This is a genomic window from Pseudomonas sp. FG43 (assembly GCF_057809175.1).
The window spans coordinates 160,161-182,399 of the sequence record NZ_JBMDJL010000002.1 but is presented as its reverse complement, the minus strand read 5'-3'; the positions used below and the strand labels follow the sequence as shown (position 1 = coordinate 182,399).

At 59.2% G+C, this 22,239-nt stretch carries 24 protein-coding genes; 21 read left to right on the top strand and 3 right to left on the bottom strand.

Features of this window, described 5'->3' with window-relative positions; all coding sequences use genetic code 11:
- Positions 1 to 10: 10 nt before the first annotated feature.
- The 21 genes from ACODS3_RS03645 to ACODS3_RS03545 all read left to right on the top strand — a co-directional run bounded on the left by ACODS3_RS03645 (position 11) and on the right by ACODS3_RS03545 (position 19,085).
- A complete protein-coding gene (locus tag ACODS3_RS03645) occupies positions 11 to 994 on the top strand; it encodes an FHA domain-containing protein (RefSeq protein WP_201017749.1) in 984 nt (327 codons plus the stop codon).
- Complete coding sequence (locus ACODS3_RS03640; protein ID WP_304573863.1) at positions 991 to 2,349, top strand: FliI/YscN family ATPase; 1,359 nt, start codon at positions 991 to 993, stop codon at positions 2,347 to 2,349. The genes ACODS3_RS03645 and ACODS3_RS03640 overlap by 4 nt, the downstream gene beginning before the upstream one ends.
- The gene (locus tag ACODS3_RS03635; RefSeq protein ID WP_201017750.1) at positions 2,336 to 2,800 is read left to right on the top strand and encodes a type III secretion protein; all 465 of its coding nucleotides are present in this window, start codon (positions 2,336 to 2,338) and stop codon (positions 2,798 to 2,800) included. The genes ACODS3_RS03640 and ACODS3_RS03635 overlap by 14 nt, the downstream gene beginning before the upstream one ends.
- Positions 2,797 to 3,357, top strand: coding sequence for a type III secretion system HrpP C-terminal domain-containing protein (locus ACODS3_RS03630; RefSeq protein ID WP_201017751.1), 561 nt, complete (start codon positions 2,797 to 2,799; stop codon positions 3,355 to 3,357). Before ACODS3_RS03635 ends, ACODS3_RS03630 begins: the two co-directional genes overlap by 4 nt.
- A gap of 1 nt (position 3,358) precedes the next feature.
- On the top strand, positions 3,359 to 4,423 hold the full coding sequence (sctQ, locus tag ACODS3_RS03625; protein ID WP_201017752.1) for a type III secretion system cytoplasmic ring protein SctQ: 1,065 nt from the start codon (positions 3,359 to 3,361) through the stop codon (positions 4,421 to 4,423).
- Entirely contained in the window at positions 4,420 to 5,073 is a 654-nt protein-coding gene (sctR, locus tag ACODS3_RS03620; protein ID WP_117165055.1) for a type III secretion system export apparatus subunit SctR, read from the top strand. Before sctQ ends, sctR begins: the two co-directional genes overlap by 4 nt.
- Positions 5,074 to 5,087: 14 nt before the next feature.
- The gene (gene sctS / locus ACODS3_RS03615) at positions 5,088 to 5,348 is read left to right on the top strand and encodes a type III secretion system export apparatus subunit SctS (RefSeq protein WP_025259563.1); all 261 of its coding nucleotides are present in this window, start codon (positions 5,088 to 5,090) and stop codon (positions 5,346 to 5,348) included.
- A 1-nt stretch (position 5,349) separates the two neighbouring features.
- A complete protein-coding gene (gene sctT, locus ACODS3_RS03610) occupies positions 5,350 to 6,147 on the top strand; it encodes a type III secretion system export apparatus subunit SctT (protein ID WP_201003183.1) in 798 nt (265 codons plus the stop codon).
- A 24-nt stretch (positions 6,148 to 6,171) separates the two neighbouring features.
- Entirely contained in the window at positions 6,172 to 7,257 is a 1,086-nt protein-coding gene (gene sctU / locus ACODS3_RS03605; protein ID WP_201017753.1) for a type III secretion system export apparatus subunit SctU, read from the top strand.
- A 641-nt stretch (positions 7,258 to 7,898) separates the two neighbouring features.
- On the top strand, positions 7,899 to 8,909 hold the full coding sequence (locus tag ACODS3_RS03600; RefSeq protein WP_201017754.1) for a Gfo/Idh/MocA family protein: 1,011 nt from the start codon (positions 7,899 to 7,901) through the stop codon (positions 8,907 to 8,909).
- A gap of 33 nt (positions 8,910 to 8,942) precedes the next feature.
- Positions 8,943 to 10,058: a DegT/DnrJ/EryC1/StrS family aminotransferase gene (locus ACODS3_RS03595; protein ID WP_201017755.1), complete on the top strand. Its 1,116-nt coding sequence runs from the start codon at positions 8,943 to 8,945 to the stop codon at positions 10,056 to 10,058.
- Positions 10,059 to 10,571: an NUDIX hydrolase gene (locus tag ACODS3_RS03590; RefSeq protein ID WP_201003191.1), complete on the top strand. Its 513-nt coding sequence runs from the start codon at positions 10,059 to 10,061 to the stop codon at positions 10,569 to 10,571.
- A complete protein-coding gene (locus ACODS3_RS03585; RefSeq protein ID WP_489033295.1) occupies positions 10,568 to 11,656 on the top strand; it encodes a DegT/DnrJ/EryC1/StrS family aminotransferase in 1,089 nt (362 codons plus the stop codon). The genes ACODS3_RS03590 and ACODS3_RS03585 overlap by 4 nt, the downstream gene beginning before the upstream one ends.
- Positions 11,637 to 13,007 (top strand): FAD-dependent oxidoreductase, encoded by a 1,371-nt coding sequence (locus ACODS3_RS03580; protein WP_489033294.1) that lies wholly within the window; start codon positions 11,637 to 11,639, stop codon positions 13,005 to 13,007. The genes ACODS3_RS03585 and ACODS3_RS03580 overlap by 20 nt, the downstream gene beginning before the upstream one ends.
- Positions 13,004 to 13,702 carry an HAD family hydrolase gene (locus ACODS3_RS03575; RefSeq protein ID WP_201017758.1) on the top strand — a complete coding sequence of 233 codons (699 nt, stop codon included), beginning with the start codon at positions 13,004 to 13,006 and terminating at the stop codon, positions 13,700 to 13,702. Before ACODS3_RS03580 ends, ACODS3_RS03575 begins: the two co-directional genes overlap by 4 nt.
- A gap of 2 nt (positions 13,703 to 13,704) precedes the next feature.
- Entirely contained in the window at positions 13,705 to 14,817 is a 1,113-nt protein-coding gene (locus ACODS3_RS03570) for a fatty acid desaturase family protein (protein ID WP_201017759.1), read from the top strand.
- Complete coding sequence (gene mtnP, locus ACODS3_RS03565) at positions 14,814 to 15,722, top strand: S-methyl-5'-thioadenosine phosphorylase (RefSeq protein WP_489033293.1); 909 nt, start codon at positions 14,814 to 14,816, stop codon at positions 15,720 to 15,722. The genes ACODS3_RS03570 and mtnP overlap by 4 nt, the downstream gene beginning before the upstream one ends.
- Complete coding sequence (gene nudK / locus ACODS3_RS03560) at positions 15,719 to 16,315, top strand: GDP-mannose pyrophosphatase NudK (protein WP_304573858.1); 597 nt, start codon at positions 15,719 to 15,721, stop codon at positions 16,313 to 16,315. Before mtnP ends, nudK begins: the two co-directional genes overlap by 4 nt.
- A gap of 8 nt (positions 16,316 to 16,323) precedes the next feature.
- Positions 16,324 to 17,238, top strand: a complete 915-nt coding sequence (locus tag ACODS3_RS03555; protein ID WP_489033292.1) for an ABC transporter substrate-binding protein — start codon at positions 16,324 to 16,326, stop codon at positions 17,236 to 17,238.
- Complete coding sequence (locus ACODS3_RS03550; protein ID WP_489033291.1) at positions 17,235 to 18,422, top strand: MFS transporter; 1,188 nt, start codon at positions 17,235 to 17,237, stop codon at positions 18,420 to 18,422. The genes ACODS3_RS03555 and ACODS3_RS03550 overlap by 4 nt, the downstream gene beginning before the upstream one ends.
- 6 nt (positions 18,423 to 18,428) lie before the next feature.
- On the top strand, positions 18,429 to 19,085 hold the full coding sequence (locus ACODS3_RS03545; RefSeq protein WP_201017763.1) for an HAD family hydrolase: 657 nt from the start codon (positions 18,429 to 18,431) through the stop codon (positions 19,083 to 19,085).
- 11 nt (positions 19,086 to 19,096) lie between these two features.
- On the opposite strand, the gene ACODS3_RS03540 is transcribed toward ACODS3_RS03545, so the two are convergent.
- The 3 genes from ACODS3_RS03540 to ACODS3_RS03530 form a co-directional block, all read right to left on the bottom strand.
- On the bottom strand, positions 19,097 to 20,482 hold the full coding sequence (locus ACODS3_RS03540; RefSeq protein WP_489033290.1) for a sensor histidine kinase: 1,386 nt from the start codon (positions 20,480 to 20,482) through the stop codon (positions 19,097 to 19,099).
- The gene (locus tag ACODS3_RS03535) at positions 20,479 to 21,192 is read right to left on the bottom strand and encodes a response regulator transcription factor (protein WP_489033289.1); all 714 of its coding nucleotides are present in this window, start codon (positions 21,190 to 21,192) and stop codon (positions 20,479 to 20,481) included. Before ACODS3_RS03535 ends, ACODS3_RS03540 begins: the two co-directional genes overlap by 4 nt.
- 68 nt (positions 21,193 to 21,260) lie before the next feature.
- Positions 21,261 to 22,220, bottom strand: coding sequence for an aspartyl/asparaginyl beta-hydroxylase domain-containing protein (locus ACODS3_RS03530; protein ID WP_489033288.1), 960 nt, complete (start codon positions 22,218 to 22,220; stop codon positions 21,261 to 21,263).
- Positions 22,221 to 22,239 lie beyond the last annotated feature (19 nt).

The window sequence follows — 22,239 nt, the reverse complement described above, 5'->3', positions numbered from 1 at the left end:
CGGAGTCCCTATGGAAACCAAGAAACACTACGAACTACGGGTACTGACCGGCCTGCATCGGGGCGCGGCACTGCCCTTGAACGGCGATCAATGGAGCATCGGCTCATCCAGCGGCGCAGACCTTTCACTGTACGATCCCGGCATCAAGGACAGCCACTGCATGCTGCGGCTGGTGGACAGCACCTGGTCGCTGGCCAGCAGCGAAGGCCCAGTCACCGACAGCGAAGGCCACAAGATAGAAGGCATTACCCAGCTTGAGCCGGGGACGCCGTTTGCCCTCAATGGCGTATGGCTGTCAGTGCTCAGCGCCAACACCGAATGGCCACCTGAAGAAGACGAAGAAAACGAAGAACAGCCTCAAGCGTCTGCCGAAGCTTTTGCAGACGCTCTTGCCGACCCAGAGCCCGAACAGAAGTACGAACCGGAACCTGTGCAGTTGGTCGCCGAGCGCGAAGCTCCGGCACCTAAGGCAGCACCACGCTCACTGCTCGGGCCTTTATTGCTGGCCGGTTCACTGGTGGTGTTTCTGGGCGCGCTGTTCTGGCTGGTCAACCAGCAGGAACCTGCACCGCCAGCGCCGCTGAAACCGTCCAAAGTCGAGCTCAAGGATGCGACCGAGGTAAAGAAAGTCCTCACCAGAATGCTCGAAGAGCGCGAGCTGCAAAAGCGCATCACCATTGCTGAAGAAGAAGGAAAGATTTTCCTGCACGGGCCTTTCGACGAGGACGACCTGTTGCAGTCCACCTCGCGCATGCTGTTGCACTTCGATCGTCAGTACAAAAGCCCGCTGCAAGTGCTCAACGCCCTGCCCGCCGCCACGGCTGAACTGCCTTTCACCATCATTCAGATCAGCAATACACGCCTGGCCAGTGTCCTGACCAGCGATGGCCGGCGCCTGTTCCTGGGCGATGAAGTCGATGGCGTGCGCTTCGTCGATATCAACGAGCATAAAGTGGTATTCGAGGGTGAACGGCGTGTGGAGGTGAGCTGGTGAGCGAATCAGCCCTGAATCCTCTGAACACATGGCGCCAGGAACACAGCGAACGACTGCAACGTTGTGCGCCAGTGGAAGTCATGGGTCGTATCGCCGGTGTCAGCGGCATCCTCTTGCACAGCCATATGCCTCAGGCACGCATCGGCGACTTGTGCGAAATCCGTCGGGCAGATGGCACTGAGGTGATGGCCGAAATCGTGGGCTTCGACCGCAAGCACACCTTGCTCGCGGCACTCGGAGCGCTGGACGGCATCGCCATCGGTGCGCCGGTCCGGCCACTGTTCCAGCCCCACAGTCTGGTGGTGGGTGAATATCTGCTGGGCTCGGTCCTGGATGGTTTCGGACGCTCGTTGAGCGGTGACGGGCCATCGGCCTTTGCGCTTTCCGGCGCGGCGGGAGCCCAGCCCGTCATCCGCGATGCACCACCGGCCACCGAGCGCCCCAGGATCGAAGCGCCGTTGTCCACCGGCCTGCGCGCCATAGACGGGCTCCTGACCCTTGGCGAAGGCCAGCGGGTCGGCCTGTTCGCCGGTGCCGGTTGCGGCAAGACGACGTTGCTCGCGGAAATGGCGCGCAACACGCCCTGCGAGGCAATCGTGTTTGGCCTGATCGGTGAGCGCGGACGTGAATTGCGTGAGTTTCTCGACCACGAACTGGACGAAGAACTGCGCTCGCGAACCGTGCTGGTCTGCTCCACTTCGGACCGCAGCAGCATGGAGCGTGCCCGTGCAGCGTTCACTGCCACGACCATCGCCGAAGGTTTTCGACAGCAGGGCAAATCGACCTTGCTGATCATCGACTCCCTCACCCGTTTTGCACGGGCCCAGCGGGAAATCGGTCTGGCCAGTGGCGAGCCGGCCGGTCGCGGCGGGCTTCCGCCCTCGGTCTACAGCCTGCTGCCGCGTCTGGTGGAGCGCGCCGGAAGAACCCGGACCGGAGCAATCACAGCCCTGTACTCGGTACTGATCGAACAGGACTCGATGAACGACCCGGTGGCCGACGAAGTTCGCTCCCTGCTGGACGGCCATATCGTGCTCTCTCGGCGCCTGGCAGAGCGCGGCCATTACCCGGCCGTGGACATTCTGACGAGCCTGAGTCGAACGATGAGCAATGTGGTGGGAACCGAACAGGTCAAGGGTGCCACACAGATACGCAGACTGTTGGCTGCTTATCAGCAAGTTGAAATGTTGATCAAGCTGGGTGAGTACCAACAGGGGAACGATCCACTGACCGACTTCGCTGTGCAATCGCGCGATCAGATCATGGATTTTCTGCAGCAATCGCTACGAGACCCGGTGTCGCTGGAAGACACCCTGGACCACCTCATACAGGTAACTGCTGATGTCCCACGATGACCTTGACCTGCTGGATTCGGCCAATGATCCGCAAATGAACAGCCTTGGCCAGACCCTCGATATCCTGGCGCCGATCCGTCGGCACCGTCTGACCCTGGCCGAACAGGCATGGCGACGTCAAAACCAGGTGCTCAACGACTTGCAGACCCGCCTGCATCAAATGACCAGGGACATCGAGTCATTGCATCAGGCCTATCGCCAGTCACGCATCGAGCAACGCGATCGGCATGCGAACCGCCCGTTGCCCTTGAGCGAAATGAATGACTGGCTGGCCCAGGAACGTCAGGCCATCCGGCATATCGAGCGCAGCGAAAAGCATCTGAGCAACCTTCAGCACGAGCACCGCCAGCAGCAAATGTGGACTGATGACAGCCACAAGGAACTGCGCAAACGCCAGCGTGATGTTGAAAAACTCGACTACCTGATGGATCTCGCCCGGGAGGCCTCATGAACACCAAGCCTGTGGCGCACAAGCCCACGCCTCCACGCCCGCAGGAGCCGCCCAAGCCACGCAACAGCACCAGCAACACCGAGAACACCGCCACGCCGGTCAAGCACGAGCGCGGCGAACATGTGCCTCACGAAACTCTGGAAGAAGGCGAACTCTTCGAGCAGATGATGACCGCGTCGAACGACAACGTCTTCTGGCTGGGCAACGATCAGCCACAAGGCCTGAGCGATGGCTGGCGCGATGGCGAAAAGCATGGCAGCAATGCCTCGCTGCCACCGGCACCGGTTGAAGCCTTGTGGGACTCGCTGCTCAACCCGATAGAAGAACACCTGGCCAGCAACGAAATGGAACCGATGGAAGCCATCTTCGAGCTGCCGGAACTGGGCAAGGTGACGGTACAGGTCATCCCGCGCAGCGACGGGCTGGATATTGCCCTGCGCTTTGCCCGTGATGCTGCCTTGCAGCGTTGTCAGGAAAACCGCGAAGCCAGCCGTGAATGGCTCAGCCAACGGCTGGGACGTCGCGTCAGGCTCACTCTCGATCAGGCAGGTCATTGAAATGAATGCACAGGCACTTGCCCTCAGACCCGTCAGCACCACCGAAGCTTCGATCCGACAACGGATAGGCACCGGTCTGAGCCTGCCTTTCCAGCTCAATCGGCAAAAAGGCCAACTGGCCTTGCGCCTGGCGCCCACACCCGGCCAGACCGTCGACGAAGGTCATCTGGAATGTGCGTCCGGGCCTTTGCGGCTGACCAATACCGAAGCCCTGCTGGGCCTGTTATCCAGTTGCCCGGCCCTGTTGCAGCAATCGGACAACAACGAAGACCATCAGTGGTACTGGCAGCTTTACAACCATTACCTGAGCCCCGAGCTGCAACACCTGTTCGGCACATTGCAGCCGCTGGATCAGCCCAATGAACAAGGGCTGGACTGCCTGCTGGAAGCGCGCATCAACGGTTTGCGGGTCTGCTCCAGGCTGAGCGCGCCACCCGCCACCCTGCTCGATCTGCTGGATCGCGGCCAATGGCAGCACACTCATATCGGCCAGACCTGGCCGTGGCCCATCAACACCCCGCTGCTGTTGGGCCATCTGGCCCTGACCTACAAGCAGTTGAAGGGGTTGCGCCCCGGCGATGTGCTGCTGCCCGACCATCCACTGTTTACCCCCGATGGCCACGGAATACTGCAACTGGGCTCCTGCCGCCTGAGCCTGGTCCAGGAGTCCGCCAACGCATTGTGCTTCACCCTTACCGAACTGGAGCAAGACACCATGAATGCCACTATCGACCACTTTGCGGCTTCCGACAGCGATAACCCGATTCTGCTCGACGATATCCATATGCAGGAACACGAAGATTTCGCCGAAAACACGGCTGACGGAAGCGACGATATGGAGCGCTTCAACGATCTGGCGCTGGCCCTGACGCTGCGTGCGGGCAATCTCTCACTGAGCCTGGGTCAGTTGCGTTCGCTGTCGGTCGGCTCCGTGCTGACCTTCAACGGTTGCGCGCCGGGCCATGCCATGCTGTTCCATGGCGAGCGTGCGCTGGCGCATGGCGAGCTGGTGGATGTCGAAGGACGCCTGGGCCTGCAGATCACCCGCATGGAAGCCTTGCGGTGAATCTCCAGGATGCCAACCCACTGACGCTTGCCCTGTTTCTGGGGGCTCTGTCACTGGTGCCATTGCTGATGATCATCTGCACGGCCTTCCTGAAGATCGCCATGGTGCTCTTGATTACCCGTAACGCCATCGGTGTCCAGCAGGCCCCGCCAAACATGGCGTTGTATGGCATTGCCCTGGCGGCCACGCTGTTCATCATGGCGCCGGTGTTCAATGAAATGGGGCAACGGGTCAAGAAACTCCCCGAACGCCTGGATAACTTTGCCGCCATGGAAAGCGCCGGCAAACATGTGATCGAACCGTTGCGCCTGTTCATGACCCGCAACATCGATCCGGATATTCAGACCCACCTGCTGGAAAACACCCAGCGCATGTGGCCAAAGGAAATGTCGTCCCAGGCCAGCCGCGATGACCTGCTGCTTGTCGTGCCGGCCTTCGTATTGTCCGAGTTGCAGGCCGGTTTTCAGATCGGCTTCCTGATCTACATCCCGTTCATCGTCATCGACCTGATTGTCTCGAACATTCTGCTGGCTCTGGGCATGCAGATGGTTGCGCCGATGACCATTTCGCTGCCGCTGAAAATCCTCCTGTTCGTGCTGGTCGATGGCTGGACCCGCCTGCTCGATGGGCTCTTCTACAGCTACATGTGATCCGCCGAGGCTTTATGGAAACCCTGACGCTTTTCAAGCAGGCCATGTTGCTGGTGGTAGTGCTTTCCGCTCCGGCACTGATCGTGGCGGTGATTGTCGGTGTCATCACCTCGCTGCTGCAGGCCGTGATGCAGTTGCAGGATCAGACCCTGCCGTTCGCCATCAAGCTGGTTGCCGTGGGCGTGGCACTGGCGCTGACCGGACGCTGGATCGGTATCGAACTCATGCAACTGGCTTACCTGTCTTTCAACATGATCGGTCAGACGAGGCCTTGAGATGTTCGAGCTCCCGTTCAAGGAAGTCAGCGAATCGATCATTGCCCTCACAGTGGGCATGGCGCGGCTGTACCCGTGCCTGTTCCTGATTCCGGCGTTCGCATTCACCGAACTCAAAGGCATGCTGCGCCACACCATCGTCCTGGCCCTGGCGCTGTTCCCCATGCCCGCCATTCGCGAATCCCTCGCGGGCCAGAGCCTCGATTGGCTGGACCTGACGTCGCTGCTGCTCAAGGAAAGCATTATCGGCCTGCTGCTGGGCCTGTTGCTGGCCATGCCCTTCTGGCTGTTCGAGTCCATCGGCTGCCTGTTCGACAACCAGCGTGGTGCGCTGGTGGGCGGCCAGATCAACCCGGCACTGGGCGACAACACTTCGGAACTGGGCCATATGCTCAAGCAGGTCATGATCCTGCTGATGATCCTGGGTGGCGGTTACGCCAGCCTGACCCAGATCATGTGGGACAGTTATCTGGTATGGCCTGCCACCCAATGGGTACCTGTCACCGGCCCCGAAGGATTCGAGGTCTATCTCAAGCTGGTCGCCAGCACGTTCCGCTTCATGGTGCTGTACGCCGCACCGCTGGTAGGCCTGTTGCTGCTGATCGAATTCGGCATGGCGATTCTCAGCCTTTACAGCCCGCAACTACAGGTTTCAACCCTGGCGATGCCCGCCAAGAGCCTCGTAGGCCTGGGCTTCCTGGTGCTGTACATGCCCATGCTCACCTGGCTGGGCGAAGGCCGTCTGGATGAGCTGAAAGATTTGACGCACTTGCTACCGCTGATGTTGCAGATCCCCTGACCGCCCTCTGCCGGAAGCCGGACCATGAGCGAAAAAACAGAAGAACCCACGCAGAAAAAGCTCGACGACGCACGCAAGAAAGGTCAGGTCGGGCAAAGCCAGGATATTCCCAAACTGTTCATTTTCGCGGCCCTGATCGAGATGATCCTGGCCATGGTGGATTCCGGCATGGAACGCCTGAAAGAGCTGATCATGCTGCCCATGATGGAGCTGGATCGGCCCTTCGGCGCCGCCCTTGGAGAGGTGATGACCAAGGCAGGCCTGGAGTTGCTGCTGTTCATGCTCCCGGTCCTGGGTGTTGCCGCAGTCATGCGCCTGGCCGGCGGCTGGGTCCAGTTCGGCCCGCTGTTCGCCACCGAAGCCCTGAAGCTGGACTTCGAGCGCCTGAACCCCATCAACCAGTTCCAGCAGATGTTCTCTTCACGGCAGTTGTTCAACCTGTTCAACAGCCTGTGCAAGGCCGTGATGATCACCCTCGTGCTGTATTGGCTCCTGCCGCCGTCACTGGGCGACCTGATCGGCCTTGCCCAGACGGATCTGGACAGCTACTGGAAAGCACTGGTCGATCTGTTCAGACGCCTGTCACGCATCTGCCTGGGTCTGCTGCTGGTGCTGGCCATCGTGGACTTCGCCCTGCAGAAGTACTTCTTCATCAAGGGCCAGCGCATGAGCCATGAAGATATCCGCAAGGAGTACAAGGAGTCCGAAGGCGACCCGCACATGAAGTCGCACCGCAAGTCACTGGCACACGAAATCTCTCAACAGCCTGCCTCCGCCGCGCCTGCCAGGGCACCGGTCGAAGACGCCGACATGCTGCTGGTCAACCCGACCCACTTTGCCGTGGCCCTCTTCTATCGCCCGGAACAAACCCCGTTGCCGCGCATTATCTGCAAGGGCCGCGACGCCGATGCCCGCGAACTCATCGAGCGCGCCCGCAAGGCCGGTGTGCCGGTGGTGCGCTTCGTCTGGCTGGCACGAACCCTGTATCGTGAAAACGTAGGCCAGTTCATTCCACGCGCCACTTTGCAGGCTGTGGCGCAGGTTTATCGACTGTTGCGTGAAATTGATGAACAGGCAAAGGGGGACGTGATCGAAATGCCGCATTATTAAGTTTTGGCAAACACACTCAAACGCGCCCGGAAATTTCCTTATAAATCAGCGTCATTACCAAACCACCAAAAAGGCTTAATACGAAAGGCATAACTCACGTAATCTTTTTTATGATTTTTCGATCTATATGCCGTGTTGCCATGCTCAAAGCGCTGATATAGATTCAGCCCCGTACTCAGTCAGCAGGACACACTGACGCAGTTGCTTCAACACGGATTATGTTGAGGCTTGAATAAGGCAATCACGGAAGATTCGTATCATGAATACTTATCATAAAAACAACTGCCGTTCTTCGTTCAAAGCAACACATGAACAATTCGCAAGAATGTTCACCCTCCCCGATATCAGCCGGAACAACGTGATTTCGTTGCGTCCCCGGCTCTTGAACATCCTCAAGATCCGCTCTCAAGGCCTGAAAAACCAAGCGTCCAGCGAGTCTGCGCAACAGCGGCCGCACATAAGCGATGGTCACTTTCACTCTTAGAGTACTTCAATGTTCCAGGGCATTCGCCCTGCACTAACGACTTGAATGAACACTGAACTCATTCGGTTTGTCCGCAAGACAATCCGTTACGGAATTCGTGTACGCGCTTGTCCGCAATTCCAATGAACACATTAACTCTTCCAAGACGGAGATGATTATGACTGGACTCAAAGTTGGTATCGTTGGTCTCGGCGCACAGATGAAAGAGAATCTGTTGCCCACACTTTTACAAATGCCGGACATTCGTATCGTGGCGGTCTGCGACAGCGACCGAACACGTGCAGAAGAAATCAATCGTTTCGTATCCAACGTGATGATCACTGACAACTTCGACGAGATGCTTGCCTGCCCCGGGCTCGATGCAGTCGTCATGGCCTGCCCACCTCAGGCGCATCGTGATCTTGCCTTCAAGGCCATGGCCAGGGGCGTGCATGTCTTTGTCGAGAAGCCACCTTGCTTCACCCTCGACGAACTGGAAGCACTGATCGCTGCCAGTCACGATGCCAAAGTGGTTACCGGCGTCGGCATGAACTTCAAGTTCGCCAAGCCCATGCAGCAGTTGCGTCAGATGACCAGCACTGAACAGTTCGGCAAGATCGTGCATGTTCAGCTCAACCACTATGCAAGCAAACCCACGTCGCCGCTTTGGGGCCTGGATTCGACACTGCGTTCCTTCCTGCTGGCCCAGGCCATTCACACCATCGACCTGGGCGTGACCTTCGGTGGCGGCGAACTGCGTGATATCGAGTCCCGGGTGCAGCGTCACGGCGACTCATTGCTGGTCAGCCTTGAGCTGCAATTCAGCACAGGTGCCAGCGTCAGCCTGCTCAGCGGCACCCTGTTCCCCTACTTTGAATTCGACATGAAGATTGTCAGCTCGAACTCGATGATGGTGGAACTCAACAACCTGTGGAACATCACCATGCACGAACCGGAGCACGGCACCAGTGCCACCGGTACGGCCAAACGCTGGCGTGGGGCGTGGCAGCCAGGGCCACTGGATTCCGGCTATGAGCGCAGCGGTTATTTCGGCGAGCTGGAAAAGTTCTTCCACGCCGTACGTACCAACACAGCCTATGAGGCGAGCTTCGAGAGCCTGCTCCCGACTTACAGGGTAATCGAGAGCATCTGCTACGCAGCCGAACCAAACCTTGCCCTTAGCGCTTGAGCCCACCCATAGCCTGTTACGGAATCCATGAACATGTCAGCCAATCTTTCCAGTACCGCCACTGCACACAAGCCTGTTTCAGATAAATATCGCCCGGTGTATGCCGACGACCTGCTGACCATGAAGTTGACCCTGGAGCGCCCGCTGTCGGGCACCAGCGATGTGGTCGGCGAATACGAAAGCAAGCTCGCCGAGTGGTTCGAGGCGCAGCACGCCATTGCCGTTTCGTCAGGCGGCGCGGCGCTCAGCGTGGCCATTTACGCATCCGGCGTAGGCCCTGGCGATGACGTCCTGCTGACACCGAGCTGCCCGCTGTGCACCATCTACCCGATCATTGCCGCCGGGGCCAACCCCATCTTCGTCGATACCCGCGCCCACGGCTTCGGTGCAGATCCAGCCTCGATCAAGGCCCGCATCACACCGAACACCAAGGCCATCATCGACATCCCGATGTGGGGTTATCCGACTGAAGTCGACGAACTGCGCCTGCTGACCCATGAACTGGGCATCAAGCTGATTCTGGACCTGGCTCACTCCCACGGCACGACCCTGCAAGGGCGCCCGTTGTCGCAGTTCGGTGACCTGTCCTGTTTCAGCACCCATGAGCGCAAACCACTGGCCACCGGAGAAGGCGGTTTCATCCTCACCGATGACGATGCACTGGCCCAGCGCTGCCGTGACTACAGCCGCTTCGGCAACCTCAATGGCAAGGACTTCGGCCTCAACTACAAGCTTGCTGCACTGCCGGCCGCCCTGGGCGGTAGCCGTCTGGCGTCATTGGCCGGTCAAATCGAGAAACGCCGTGCGAACACGGCCTACTTCCTCAGCAAGCTGGATCACAGCAAGGTCCGCGAGAAGAAGATCATCGATGGCGGTCTGCCGAACTATTACTTCCTCAATCTTGAACTGCACTTTGCCGACAACCGTGCTTTTATCGATTATCTCGATGACGCGGGTATCCCTTCCGACATCAAGCGCTATGGTTGCAAGGCGCTCTATGAATTCCCGGCACTCGCCCAATACCGTAACGAATGTCCAAACGCTGAGGCCTTGCTGGCGGGCATGACGACAATTCCGGTTCATCCGGACATTACCCAGACGGAACTGGACTACATGGCAGATCGCATCAATCAGTACGGTGCCGCGTAAATGACGGCCCCACTCGATCGCTCACAACTGGATCGGCATTTCACCGCGTCCGGGTTCGTCTTGAACCCGGACCGGAAGATGCTGCTGTTGCATCACCGCAAGCTCGGTGTCTGGCTGTATCCCGGTGGCCATATCGAACAGGGAGAAACCCCCGACGTCGCAGTACTGAGGGAAATTTTCGAGGAGACGGGGATACACGCCCAACTGCTCGGCGAGCGCGACGAAGAACTCGCCGATGTCGAAACCGATGTTACCGTGCTGCATCAACCGTATCGGGTACTGTGCGAATACATCGACGACAAGCGCGGGCCGCACTATCACCTTGACCTGATCTATGTCACGGCAACTCCTCTGCTCGCCTGCCCGGACGACAGAGAGGTCGAACACGCGCGCTTCTTCAGCCATAAGGAAACGGCTGAGTTGAAGATGTTTCCCAACTTCCGGCGAATGGTAGACCGAGTCTTCGCAGACGATGCGCTGTGGGATCTGGTGGGGATAAAGGTGTCGTCATGAGCCTGCGAACCATTACCCAGAAAGGCACTCTGCACTCGGCTGACGACCTGCACGAACTGGAGCGGGCCCTGCACTCGGGCCTGACCGGCACCTCGCCGATTGTCGAAGAGTACGAAGCAGCGCTTTCTGCGCTGTACGGCATCAAGCATGTGATTGCCGTGTCGTCAGGTGCCGCTTCGGTGACGGCGGCGCTGTCTGGCGTCGACTTCAAGCCAGGCGATGAAGTCATCGTCGCCCCGACCGGACCGATCTGTACGGTACTGCCGATTCTATCCATGGGGCTTGTGCCGGTGTTCTGCGATGTCGCGCCGGACAGTTTCGGTCTTGACCCGCAGGACATGCGGCGCTGTGTCAGCCCTCGGACCTGTGCAGTGATCGAAGTGCCGATGTGGGGTTATCCGATCAACTCTGACGCGACCTGGGCATTTGCGCAGGAAGCCGGGATCGCGCTGATTCAGGACCTGGCCCACGCCCACATGACCCGTCTGGACGGAACATGGCTGGCGCGCCATGGCGACATCAGTTGCTTCAGCACCCATGACTGCAAGTTCATCTCCACCGGCGAAGGTGGCTTCGTGATGACCGATGACGATGAGCGGGCACGGCGGATTCGCGCCTACACCCGCTTCGGCAATCTGACCGGCGAGTCTCTGGGCATCAACCTGAAACTGGGCGGTCTGCAAGCTGCCGTTGGCCTGGCCAGGTCACGTCAGCTCGGTGTGCATCTGGAACAACGTCTGGACAACCGCGAGCGGCTTCTGGGCCTGCTCGACAACCCGGCGTTTCGCGAACTGCCCGTGGTCCCCGGTGGCGTCGTGAACGGTTATTCGCTGTTACTGCAATCGGTGGGGCATGACGGTCGCCAGTTGGTGCATTACCAGCAACGGCACGGTATCGAGTCGGATATAGGCAAGTACGACAACCAGCCGCTGTATCAACTGCCGTTACTGACCCGCTATCACCGCGATTGCCCCAACGCCGCCAGGTTGCTGCGCTCACTGACGACGGTGCCCTTGCATCCGGGTCTGCTGGACGACGACCTGCACTACATCGCCAAGGTGCTCAATGACTACTCTCCCAACTGAATCGGGCCGGCGCTCGGGCCATGCGGTGGTGATCGGCGGCAGCGTGACCGGCTGCCTGACCGCTGCGGTGCTGGCGAAACGCTTCGAGCGTGTCACCGTGATCGAGAAAAGTGATTTCTACGACGAAACCGGTCCGCGCCAGAGCCTTCCCCAGGAACATCACGTGCATCTGTTGCTGTTGCGCGGCAAGCAGATCATCGAGCGCATTTTCCCGGGCCTGCTGAGTGCCCTTGAGCAAGACGGTGCCCAGGTGGCGGACCTGGGTCACGATGTAAAGTGGTATCAGGGCGGTCGCTGGAAAAACCGTTACCGCAGCGGCATTCATGCTCACTATTGCAGCCGCAGGCTCATCGATAACCAGCTTCGCCGTTGCCTGACGACTGTGCCGCAGGTGGATATTCTTTCCGGCACGCGAGTGACGGGCATCGAGTTTGCAGGTATCGAAGACCGACGTCATGTAAGCGGCGTGACCATCGACAACGGTTCGGGTGCGCAACATTTGCCCTGCGATCTGCTGGTGGACGCCAGCGGCCGGGGCACGCATATGCCCTCCTGGCTGAAAGAGGCCGGTTTCGGCACGGTGCAAAACAGCTTGGTCAAGACCGAGCTGGGTTATGCATCGCGCATCTACAAGCGGCTCCCCGCGTTCGCCGAACAATGGCAAGTGTTGCTGGTGCTGCCAACGGCCCCGGCACAACGCTCGATGGGCGTGATCAGCCCCATCGAGGGTGATCGCTGGATGGTGACCACCGGTGGCTGGTTCGGCCATTTTCCCGGCAAGGATCCGGACGACTTTCTGCAAGCCCTGGCCGACCTGCCGGTGCCGGATATCCATGAAGTCATCCGCGAAGCCGAACCGCTGTCGGAAGTCTTCACGTTCAAGATGCCCGGCAGCCGTCGCACTCACTACGACCGCCTTGAACACTGGCCGGAAGGTTTGCTGGTCGTGGGTGATGCCCTGAGCAGCATGAACCCGCTGTACAGTCAGGGCATGACCATTGGCGCACTGGAAGCCGACTGCATCGACAACCGCCTTGACGCGCTGCTGGATCGCTCGCTCAGTTGCCATCAGTTGCAGGGTTTGCTGTGTGGCGTGGTCGATGGTGCATGGAACATGGCCACGACCGAGGATTTCCGCTTCCCGGAAACCTCCGGTGAACGCACCTGGCGCACCCGCTTTGACCATTGGTACGGCGCCGGGCTTGGCAAGCTCTCGGCGAGCAATCGCCGGGCGCTGGAGACACAAATCGGTGTGACCAATCTAGTGGTAGATCCCAGCCGACTCTACTCGCCGGCAATTGTGTCGCGCATCGCACTCAATGCCCTATTTCCCAGGAACACCCGACAATGATCGACGATCCCCTGCATTTTTCCGGCATCGAACATGTGGTGTTCGACTGGAACGGTACCCTGATCGACGATATCGATCTGGCTGTCTTCGCCGTGAATCGCTGCGGCGAGCATTTCGATGTCCCACCCATTACCGCTGACCTGTATCGGGCCAGGTTCAACTTTCCGATTGCCGGCTTCTACGCCGCGCTCGGCTTCGATCTGGACCGCGTGCCTTTCTCCACCATCGTCCAGCGTTACCTGGAGCACTTCGACGCAAATGTCGCGCACTGCCCGTTGCACTCGGGTGTGATCGAGTTTCTCGACGCTGCAAAACGTGCCGGTATCGGCGTCTCGATTCTCTCGGCGTCGCATTGCGATGTGCTGGTTCAGACCCTTGAAGCCAAGGGTCTGCATGACTATTTCGAGCATGTCGTGGGGCTGAGCCATAACCAGGCTACCAGCAAGACAGCCGAGGCCGTGGTGTTGCAGAAAACCCTGGGCACACCTGCCTCACGAACCCTGTTCGTCGGCGATACGCTGCACGACTTCGAGGTGGCGAATGCTGTGGGCTGGTCGCCAGTACTGGTTTCGACCGGCCATCAGAACAGCGAACGCCTGCGTGCCAGCGGTGCGCCGCTGTTCAGCAACCTGGACGAACTGCTGCAACGCTTTGCACCCGCTCACGCACGGTGCGCCGAAACCGGGAGTGCCTGACCATGACCACCTCGCACACGGTTCTGATCGGCCTGATTGCCACAGCATTGGCATTACGCGCGATGGTCACCTTTTATTACCGCGACCATCAGCGCATTCTGAGGCTGTTAAGGCTGGAGCCACGGATTCCCGACCGCAAGGAGCACTACTACCGGCCACTGGATGAATGGTTCGCGCCGCTGCCCTTCATCTGGACCTGGCTGGATATCGTAGCCGCCGTTGTACTGGCATCGATCTACTCGACACCGTTGATGTGGTTGCTGGTGGTGCTCTGGAGTGGCGGACGCCTGCGCGCCCTGCAGGAGTTCGGACACAACGCCGTGCATTTCGCGTTATGCCCCAACCATGAATGGCAGTGGTGGCTGAGTAACGTTTTCTATCAGTTTCCGGCGTTCAAACGCGACATGCGCAGCCGCCACCAGACCCACACGCTGGAACACCATCGCAACCCCAATCACCCCAGCCGGGACCCGAACCGTGCGAGGGTGCATGCCGGTGGCTATGTGGCAGGTATTTCCTCCACCAGCTTCTACGCGCTGCTGCTCTACCCGCTGACGCCGCGTGGCGCCTGGGTCAACCTGACGACCATGGCACGCAGCAGCCTGTTGAACCACTCGCGCCTGACGACGGTGGTCCGGGTGCTGTGCCTGATAGCCGTCGCTGCCCTGCTCTATTGGGCCGGCGGCTGGAAAGGCGTGCTGTTTGGCTGGCTGGTCCCGCTACTGACGTCGTACCCGGTCTTTGCCTGGGTATCGCTGCTCACCGAGCACCGCTGGTTTGTCGAAGGGACGTCCAGAGATCGACGCGACCTCGAATACCTGGCAGGCCGCCCCACCGATTACTTCGGTATCAGCGGATGGCTGATTCGCGTGTTCATCGCCCCGACATCCGACGCCTACCATCTGGCGCACTCGCTGTACCCCGGCGTTCGCTGGAACTACCTGCCAGCCATCGACCGGCATCTGAAGATTCATGAACCACGCTACAGCAACAACGCCAGTGAAGGCCTGTTGCTCAAGCGCGGCAGCGCACCTACTGCGCTTTCCGAACTGTATGAGCGTCTGGTGACCACCGGACAACCAGAAACCACCCTGAAGACGAGAGGCAGCGTGTGAATAATTCATCGGCACACCAGCAGGTTCAACGTATCGGCATCATTGGCGGCAGTGGTCTTCAGCAACTGCCCGGCTTGAAGGATATCCAGTTGGTCGAATGCGAGACTGCGTTCGGCAAACCTTCATCACCTGTCACCCTGGGCACCCTCAACAATGTGCCGGTGGCCTTCGTGCAGCGCCATGGCGTTGGACACACCATCCCGCCCTCGTTCATCAATGTGCGGGCCAATATCGCTGCGCTGCGCAGTGTCGGCTGTACCCAACTGTTATCGGTCAGTGCCGTAGGCAGCCTGACCCACGATGCACCGCCGGGCAGCTTCGTGCTGATCGATCAATTCATCGATCGTACGATCCAGCGTGAAAAGACCTTCTTCGGGCCGGGCCTGGTCGGCCATGTACCGTTTGGCGACCCCGTATGCGGGCGCATGCGCTCGGTGCTGGCAAGCGCCGCAGAAACCGCTGATGTACAAGCTCGCAATGGCGGCACCTATGTGGTCATGGAAGGGCCACAGTTTTCGACCCGCGCCGAATCCCACCTCTATCGTGAGTGGGGCGGCACCGTGATCGGCATGACCGCCATGCCTGAAGCCAAGCTCGCACGTGAAGCGGAGCTTTGCTACGCGATGATTGCCATCCCCACCGACTTCGATTGCTGGCACGAGTCCCACGAGGACGTGAACGCCACCCTGGTTGCCCAGCGCATGGCCGACACCTTTACCCTGACCCGCCGTCTGGTCACTGAAGCCGTCACCCGGCTGGGTGAGCATCAGGGCGCCTGTTCATCCGGGTGCGACCATGCGCTGGATACTGCCGTGATGACTGCACCTGAGCATCGTGATCCGGAAATGGTCGCACGACTGCTGACGGTGGCGCCCAACGCTACTCATCTGGGAGCCGAACAGTGAAAAAAGCCATCGCCACCAAGGACCGGGTGCGTATCAAGCAGGTCGAAGTGCTGTCGGACAACTGGTACGTCCTGCGCAAGACCACGTACGACTTTCAGAGCAATAACGGCACCTGGAGCACCCTGACCCGTGAAACCTATGACCGGGGCAACGGCGCTACCATCCTGCTCTACAGCAAGCTGAAACAGACCGTGGTCCTGACCCGGCAATTCCGTTTTCCTGCCTTCGTCAACGAACACGATGGCATGCTCATCGAGACCTGTGCCGGGCTGCTGGACCGGGACGACCCACAGACCTGCATCCGCAAGGAAACCGAGGAAGAAACCGGTTATCGCATTCAGGAAGTGCGCAAGGTGTTTGAGGCCTTCATGAGTCCCGGATCGGTGACCGAGCGTTTGTACTTTTTTGTCGGGGAATATTTCGACGAAGACAAACTGAGCGCAGGGGGTGGTCTTGAGGACGAAGGCGAAGACATCGAAGTCCTCGAAGTGCCTCTGGATGAAGCGCTGTCGATGATCGATACCGGCGCGATCTGCGACGGCAAGACCATCATGCTCCTGCAATACGCCAAACTGCATCGACTGCTGGATTGAGGCCGGGCATGAATGAACTTATCGCTATCAGCTCGATGGAAAACGCCGAGCTTGCCGAGTTCGTGGCAGGTATCAGCGAGCATATCGGCGTGCCCGTGAGCCTTTCACGCTGGTCCACGTCAGAGTTGATCGAGCGGGTGATCGACGGCACGGCGGGTGACTGGGATCTGCTTCTGGGAACCGCTGCCACCGCCCTTCTCGATCCCGCCCTGGCTTCACAGTTGCGGGTTCTTGACGGCCTGGATGGCTCGACATTGCCTCCCGAGGCGATTGCAGCCGACCGGCGCTGGTTCAGCCCGTCAGGCTTCGTGCCCGCCTTTTGCTACGACCCGCAGGTGCTCGCCGCACACGGTTTGACGCCTCCACGCTCCTGGGAAGAGCTTTGCGCACCGGCGTGGTCGCAACGCATTGCCCTGCCAGACCCGGGGCGTTCGGGCGCAGGCTATCTGCACCTGAGCGCACTGCTGGAACATTACAGCGGCGGGGCCTGGGACATGCTGGCTGAAGTTGCACAGCTACGACCTTCGATCAGCGGGTCTTCGACTGCGCCGATAGAAGCCGTGCTTGAAGGCCGGGCATTGGTCGGGGTGACAGTGTCCACGGCGGCCACTCGCGCAGTGGCGCAGCATCCTTCATTGCACTGGTGCGTCCCCGCTGATGCACGGCGTTACGAGTTTGAAGTGTTCGGCTGCCGTGCCGGCTCGCAACGGGCAACGCAGGCGCTGCAAGCACTTGGCTGGATGCTTTCGCCGCAGGCCGCTGCAATCAGCAGAGGCTATGGCAAGGTCGTGGTCGGCGGCGTGTCGAGCGATACGCTAGCGGCGGTTGACCTGAAAGCGCTGGATGCAATAGAGGCCAGCAACGCCAAGGTCGCTCGTTGCGCACGCTGGCATTCACTGTTCGACACAAAGGCTGGCCTATGACCGACATGGCTCACACGCAAAGACGGCCATGGTCGATTTACCTGATGTTCGGCCTGTTCGGCGCTCAGCAAGGCATGCTCGGTCCTTTGATGCCGTTTCTGCGTGCCGAATTCGATCTGGACCTGCGCTGGACAGGCCTGCATTTTGCGGCCTATGCATTGGGGCTGGTGCTGATCGGCATTCCGTATCGCTGGCTGGAACGCCGGGCATTGCCAATCGGCACGGGGCGTATCGCAATAGGCTCGATTGTGCTGGCGAGCGGACTGTTTGCCATCGCGGGCGGCTTGCCCATGACCCTGCCGGGCAGCGTCCTCATGGGGTTGTCCGGGGGGCTGGTCATGGCCGTCGGGCAGGCCATGCTCGGCAAACGCTATCGTCAGCAGGCTGCCGCAAAACTGGTGGAAGCGCACATTGTCGCTGGGCTCTGCGTGCTGGGCGGTGCATTGCTGGTGGGCGCCGCGACGGCCATCGGGCTTTCCTGGCGCACGGCTCCGCTGATCGTCAGTGCGTGGGCCTTGATGATGTTCTGCGCGCCACTGACGATCCATCGGCCGGACTCTGAGCAGAGCGCGTCATCGGCACCGGCCTCGGACACCTTGCGTGCGCAATCTCTGACGCGGTTCAGCCTGTGGGCGCTGGTAATTCTGGGGATCTCGGCAGAATGGGGTGTAGGGTTCTGGGGCGCGGAATATATCAAGACCCATGTCCAGACCAGCGCATCAGTCGCCGCGACCTTGATGAGCCTGTACTTTGCCGGCACCGTCTGCGGGCGTCTGGCCAGCAGCTATGCGCTGCGCCGGGTAGCACCACTGACCTTGCTGACGGCGGTGATTCTCAGCGCCATTGCTACACTGCTGGTGCTGTCGTTGATAGAGGGGCTGGTCGGTACAGCAATATTTACCTTTGTGCTCGGAGCCTGCCTGGGCAACTTCTTCCCGCTGATTCTGGGCTCTGCCATGCGCGTCGCGCCCCACGCAAGTTCGGCACTCAGCACCCAGGCATCACAGGCAGTAGGCGTCGCGTTGTTGCTGGCGCCGTTTCTGCTCGGGTTGCTGTCTGAGCGAATAGGGGTCGAGGCCGCCTTCAGCCTGTTGATCGTCTATCCCCTTCTCATGTTGCCGCTGGTGCCGGCCCTGCGGGGTGTCTGGTCCATCGGCAACACTACTGCACATTTAAAGGAGTAAGAACCAATGGCCCTTTCTGCGCTGTTGTTCGATCTGGACGGAACCCTCATCGATACCGATGAACTGCACCTGAACGCCTACAACCAGTTGCTGGCACGCTGGGATCGCTCGATGGACCTCGGCTACTACAAGGCCCATGTCATGGGCTTCCCGGATGACATGATTTTCGGCGGCCTGTTTCCCGATATTCCTGCGTCGCAATACGCTGATCTGGCCGCTCAGAAAGAGGCCATGTTTCGCGCTCAACTGGGAGAAACCATCCCCGTGCCTGGCGTGCTGCGCATTCTCGATCATGCACAGGACACCGGCCTGCGCACTGCCGTGGTGACCAACGCGCCACGAGAGAACGCCATGGCCATGTTGACCGGCCTGGGAATCGTAGACCGCTTCGAGACCATCGTCATCGGCGGAGAACTGGAACGCGGCAAGCCCCATCCCATGCCGTACCTGACGGCCCTGGAACTTCTCGGTGTGAGCGCCGACAACGCGCTTGCCTTCGAGGACTCGCTGGCGGGCGTACAGTCAGCAAATACCGCTGGCATCCATACCTTCGGCGTCTTGTCGGGGCTTGATGAAAACCAGCTGCGAGAAGCAGGCGCCAAAAGCGTGATCCGTGACTTCAATGATGAGGTTCTGTGGAATCTGTTGAAATCGTCGTCCTGATGCGATGTAAATCACCCGCGATCCGGCATGAAATCAATAATCGCTGAAGTTCCAACAGACAAGGACGACTCAAGGGTCAGTTGCCAGCCAAACCGCTCGCAGATGCGCTGGGTCAGAAACAGACCCAGCCCTGCACCGCCTGCCCGTTTCCCAGATTGCTTGAGTGATTCAGTGAAACGATAGGCCGCCTGGGTTGCATCGAAGCCCGAGCCGGAGTCACGGATACACAATACTCCATCCACAAGTGACACATGGATTTCGCCTTCGTGGGTATGCTCCGCAGCGTTCCTGAGCAAATTGCCTGCCGCGATTCGCACCATGGATTCAGGGGCCTGCAAGGTTAAAGGTTCGATATCTCCCAACACATAACGCACTGGTTTTCCAGAAAGCAGATAGGTGTGGTCATTCACCAGTTCAGGAAGCAGCCCGTGCAACACGGTAACTTGCTTTCGCTCTTGAGGGCTTGGCTCGCGTGACAGGTACAACAGAGCTTCCATGATCTGCGTGAGTGTATCCACTGCTTCGTCAATCCGGCGTAGCGGCCGCTGTGCCCGTTCGGGTAATTGTTGTTTATGAAGCACATCCGCAGCGCCAGAAATAATTGCCAGAGGCGTACGAAATTCGTGGCTGGCCTGATCCAGCAGGCTGCGTTCACGCTCAACCGCGAGCTCGACCCGCTCAAGGTGCGCGTTGGTTTCCTGGGCGATGGTATTAAGCTCACTTTTACGATAGGTCGCCGGAAGCCGCTGCGACGGTTTCAACGGATCGAGCTTGCGCATCCGCCATGCCAGGTCCGCAATGGGTCTGGTCAGGCTCAGGTGGAACCATCGGATCACCAGGCAGATCAGGATGAAATTGAACAGCAGAAACACCAGGCTGAGTTGTACGCTTGCGTTCTGTTCGTCTTCCAGCCCGGTCATGTCGATTGCCATGATCAATCGCCCCTGCGGCACAGAGGTCACCAGGGCGGTGTAAGCGCGGGCACGAGAGGTGTCACCGGGTGAGTCAGCAAAAGGCCCCCACCTCGGTGTCACAATAGACAGCACACCGGAAAGCGGCGAAGAGTCCGCGATGCTATCAAGTTCGCCTTCCCTGTAGTACCCGGGTGCAAGCGTAGCCAGAAAGGCTGGCATGTCGGCGGGTACCATACCATCATGGGTTAAAAGCCACCCCTTCACCGCACCCTCGGTGGGCAACGAGTCACGAAAGTCTGCTCGGGAAGACTGCAGAACATTCTGCGTACTCGACTCCAGGACTTGCAGCCAGATCGGGTGCTCAACCAAGCCTTGGCTCAGTTTACCCTGGACTACGAGGCCTAGCGTGAGCATCGCACCAAACATTGCAAAGCTCACATTGACCAGCCACTGTACGCTTTGCAAACGCCATGGAAACTTCATTCGCCGCTCTCACCCAGACGATAGCCAGTGCCGGTAATCGTATGGAGAAGCTTGTCTTCGCCATGCTGATCGATGGCGCGACGCAACAGGTGCATATGTGAGCGCAGCAGATCGCCATCCGGAACACTTTCGCCCCAGATCAAACCCTCAAGACGATCACGGCGTACCGTTCTTGGCGACTCGCGCATCAGCAACTCCAAGACATTACGCAACGTCCCGGAGAGCGTTATCGTGCGCGAGCCTCTTGCAACCACCTGGCTGTCCAGGTTGTATGTCAAATCGCGTATTCGCAATATGCGCCCTGCTGCCGCACTGGCCTTGGCGCGACCAACCATGACGCGCAAGCGGATTTCAAGCTCTGGCAAGGCCACAGGTTTGACAAGATAGTCGTCTGCGCCCTGTTCAAAGCTCAACAATTTGCCTTCGAGCTGGTCCTTGGCAGTGAGCATGATAATGGGCGTGACACACCCATGTTCCTCTCGTAGTTTGCGCAGGACGCTCATGCCGTCCATTCGTGGCAACATCCAGTCCAGAATAATCGCGTCGTAGCGGTTCTGGGTCGCAAGGCTCAACCCTGACTGGCCATCGGGTGCTGCATCCGGGATATGTCCGCAGGCTTCCAGATAGTCAAACATGTTGGCTGCCAGCAAGCGGTTGTCCTCGATGATAAGGACTTGTAACGATATCGGATGAGCCAGGCCGGAGTTCATTTGACAGACCTTTTCACAACGGAAATGTAATGGCGATTGTGAGTCGCATCCTGACGGGTCGTTGCAAGTCATGTGCGTAACAGCCAGCCAATGACTACTAGCACAGTAGCAATGATTCCGAGCATCACGCCCATGAGAGCCACATTGATACTCCACTTCACAACATTGTAAAGAGGCCGATTGCGCGCTCGCAGTTTCTTTCCACGTACGAGAAAAGGGGTAAACCAGGCAAACATTGCACTGGCCACACCGCGTCTGTCGCGCTCATCGTTAGGGGTCTGGATAATGCGCGGCACCAGCGAATAGACCGCATTGAAAATACGTCCGGGCAGGCTCATGGGCCTGCGCACGTCACACATCAGAATCAGGCGCGGCAAGTCGGTGTCGTTTCTCACAAAATGCAGGTAAGTCTCATCGAATATAAAGGCCTCTCCGTCCTGCCAGGCATGCTCGTTACCATCGACATTGATAAAACACTCCGGCCTGTTTGGCGTCGCCAGGCCCAGGTGATACCTGAGCGAACACCCTAGCGGATCTGCATGGGGCGTGAGTAATGAGTGCGGTGGGAGCACTGCGAACATGGCAGCCTTTATGTCGGGAAACCGGGACAGTATCTCCAGCGTTTTAGGGCAACTGGCGCTCGCTGATGCATAGGTATAGCCATACCAGTTGAGGTAATAACGGCTCCAGCCATATTTGTAAAAGGTCCGAAACCCCACATCGAACGATGCAGGAGAACCTGTTCGCCGGGCCTCGTCAAAACTGCCCTCAGCCTGAATCGCAAGCGCTTCATCACGCATGACCTCCCAGTGCTGCGCCAGGTTCTCAAGGGTTGAATAACGATCCATTGAAACAAACGGACTACGTGCCCAAGGCCGGGTAAACATGTAAAGCAAGGCATTGGGCAGTGCGAACACTGGCCAACTCTTGCGCAGATACTGTTGCAGGCCCGTGTAACGGGCCTGCCCTCGGAATTGATACACATAGACCATGGCGGCCAGCCAGCTCACGACAAGAGATGTCAGCATGATACCGGTCACGACGCCT

What these genes read in the sequence shown, in the direction of transcription:
- ACODS3_RS03555 (WP_489033292.1), top strand. Translation starts at nt 16,324, where the DNA reads ATGAATGAACTTATCGCTATCAGCTCGATGGAAAACGCCGAGCTTGCC.
- ACODS3_RS03545 (WP_201017763.1), top strand. Translation starts at nt 18,429, where the DNA reads ATGGCCCTTTCTGCGCTGTTGTTCGATCTGGACGGAACCCTCATCGAT.
- sctS (WP_025259563.1), top strand. Translation starts at nt 5,088, where the DNA reads ATGGAAACCCTGACGCTTTTCAAGCAGGCCATGTTGCTGGTGGTAGTG.
- ACODS3_RS03540 (WP_489033290.1), bottom strand. Translation starts at nt 20,482, where the DNA reads ATGAAGTTTCCATGGCGTTTGCAAAGCGTACAGTGGCTGGTCAATGTG.
- ACODS3_RS03595 (WP_201017755.1), top strand. Translation starts at nt 8,943, where the DNA reads ATGTCAGCCAATCTTTCCAGTACCGCCACTGCACACAAGCCTGTTTCA.
- ACODS3_RS03590 (WP_201003191.1), top strand. Translation starts at nt 10,059, where the DNA reads ATGACGGCCCCACTCGATCGCTCACAACTGGATCGGCATTTCACCGCG.
- sctU (WP_201017753.1), top strand. Translation starts at nt 6,172, where the DNA reads ATGAGCGAAAAAACAGAAGAACCCACGCAGAAAAAGCTCGACGACGCA.
- ACODS3_RS03530 (WP_489033288.1), bottom strand. Translation starts at nt 22,220, where the DNA reads ATGCTGACATCTCTTGTCGTGAGCTGGCTGGCCGCCATGGTCTATGTG.
- ACODS3_RS03535 (WP_489033289.1), bottom strand. Translation starts at nt 21,192, where the DNA reads ATGAACTCCGGCCTGGCTCATCCGATATCGTTACAAGTCCTTATCATC.
- ACODS3_RS03630 (WP_201017751.1), top strand. Translation starts at nt 2,797, where the DNA reads ATGAACACCAAGCCTGTGGCGCACAAGCCCACGCCTCCACGCCCGCAG.
- ACODS3_RS03585 (WP_489033295.1), top strand. Translation starts at nt 10,568, where the DNA reads ATGAGCCTGCGAACCATTACCCAGAAAGGCACTCTGCACTCGGCTGAC.
- sctT (WP_201003183.1), top strand. Translation starts at nt 5,350, where the DNA reads ATGTTCGAGCTCCCGTTCAAGGAAGTCAGCGAATCGATCATTGCCCTC.
- ACODS3_RS03580 (WP_489033294.1), top strand. Translation starts at nt 11,637, where the DNA reads ATGACTACTCTCCCAACTGAATCGGGCCGGCGCTCGGGCCATGCGGTG.
- sctQ (WP_201017752.1), top strand. Translation starts at nt 3,359, where the DNA reads ATGAATGCACAGGCACTTGCCCTCAGACCCGTCAGCACCACCGAAGCT.
- ACODS3_RS03600 (WP_201017754.1), top strand. Translation starts at nt 7,899, where the DNA reads ATGACTGGACTCAAAGTTGGTATCGTTGGTCTCGGCGCACAGATGAAA.
- ACODS3_RS03635 (WP_201017750.1), top strand. Translation starts at nt 2,336, where the DNA reads ATGTCCCACGATGACCTTGACCTGCTGGATTCGGCCAATGATCCGCAA.
- ACODS3_RS03570 (WP_201017759.1), top strand. Translation starts at nt 13,705, where the DNA reads ATGACCACCTCGCACACGGTTCTGATCGGCCTGATTGCCACAGCATTG.
- ACODS3_RS03575 (WP_201017758.1), top strand. Translation starts at nt 13,004, where the DNA reads ATGATCGACGATCCCCTGCATTTTTCCGGCATCGAACATGTGGTGTTC.
- ACODS3_RS03550 (WP_489033291.1), top strand. Translation starts at nt 17,235, where the DNA reads ATGACCGACATGGCTCACACGCAAAGACGGCCATGGTCGATTTACCTG.
- ACODS3_RS03645 (WP_201017749.1), top strand. Translation starts at nt 11, where the DNA reads ATGGAAACCAAGAAACACTACGAACTACGGGTACTGACCGGCCTGCAT.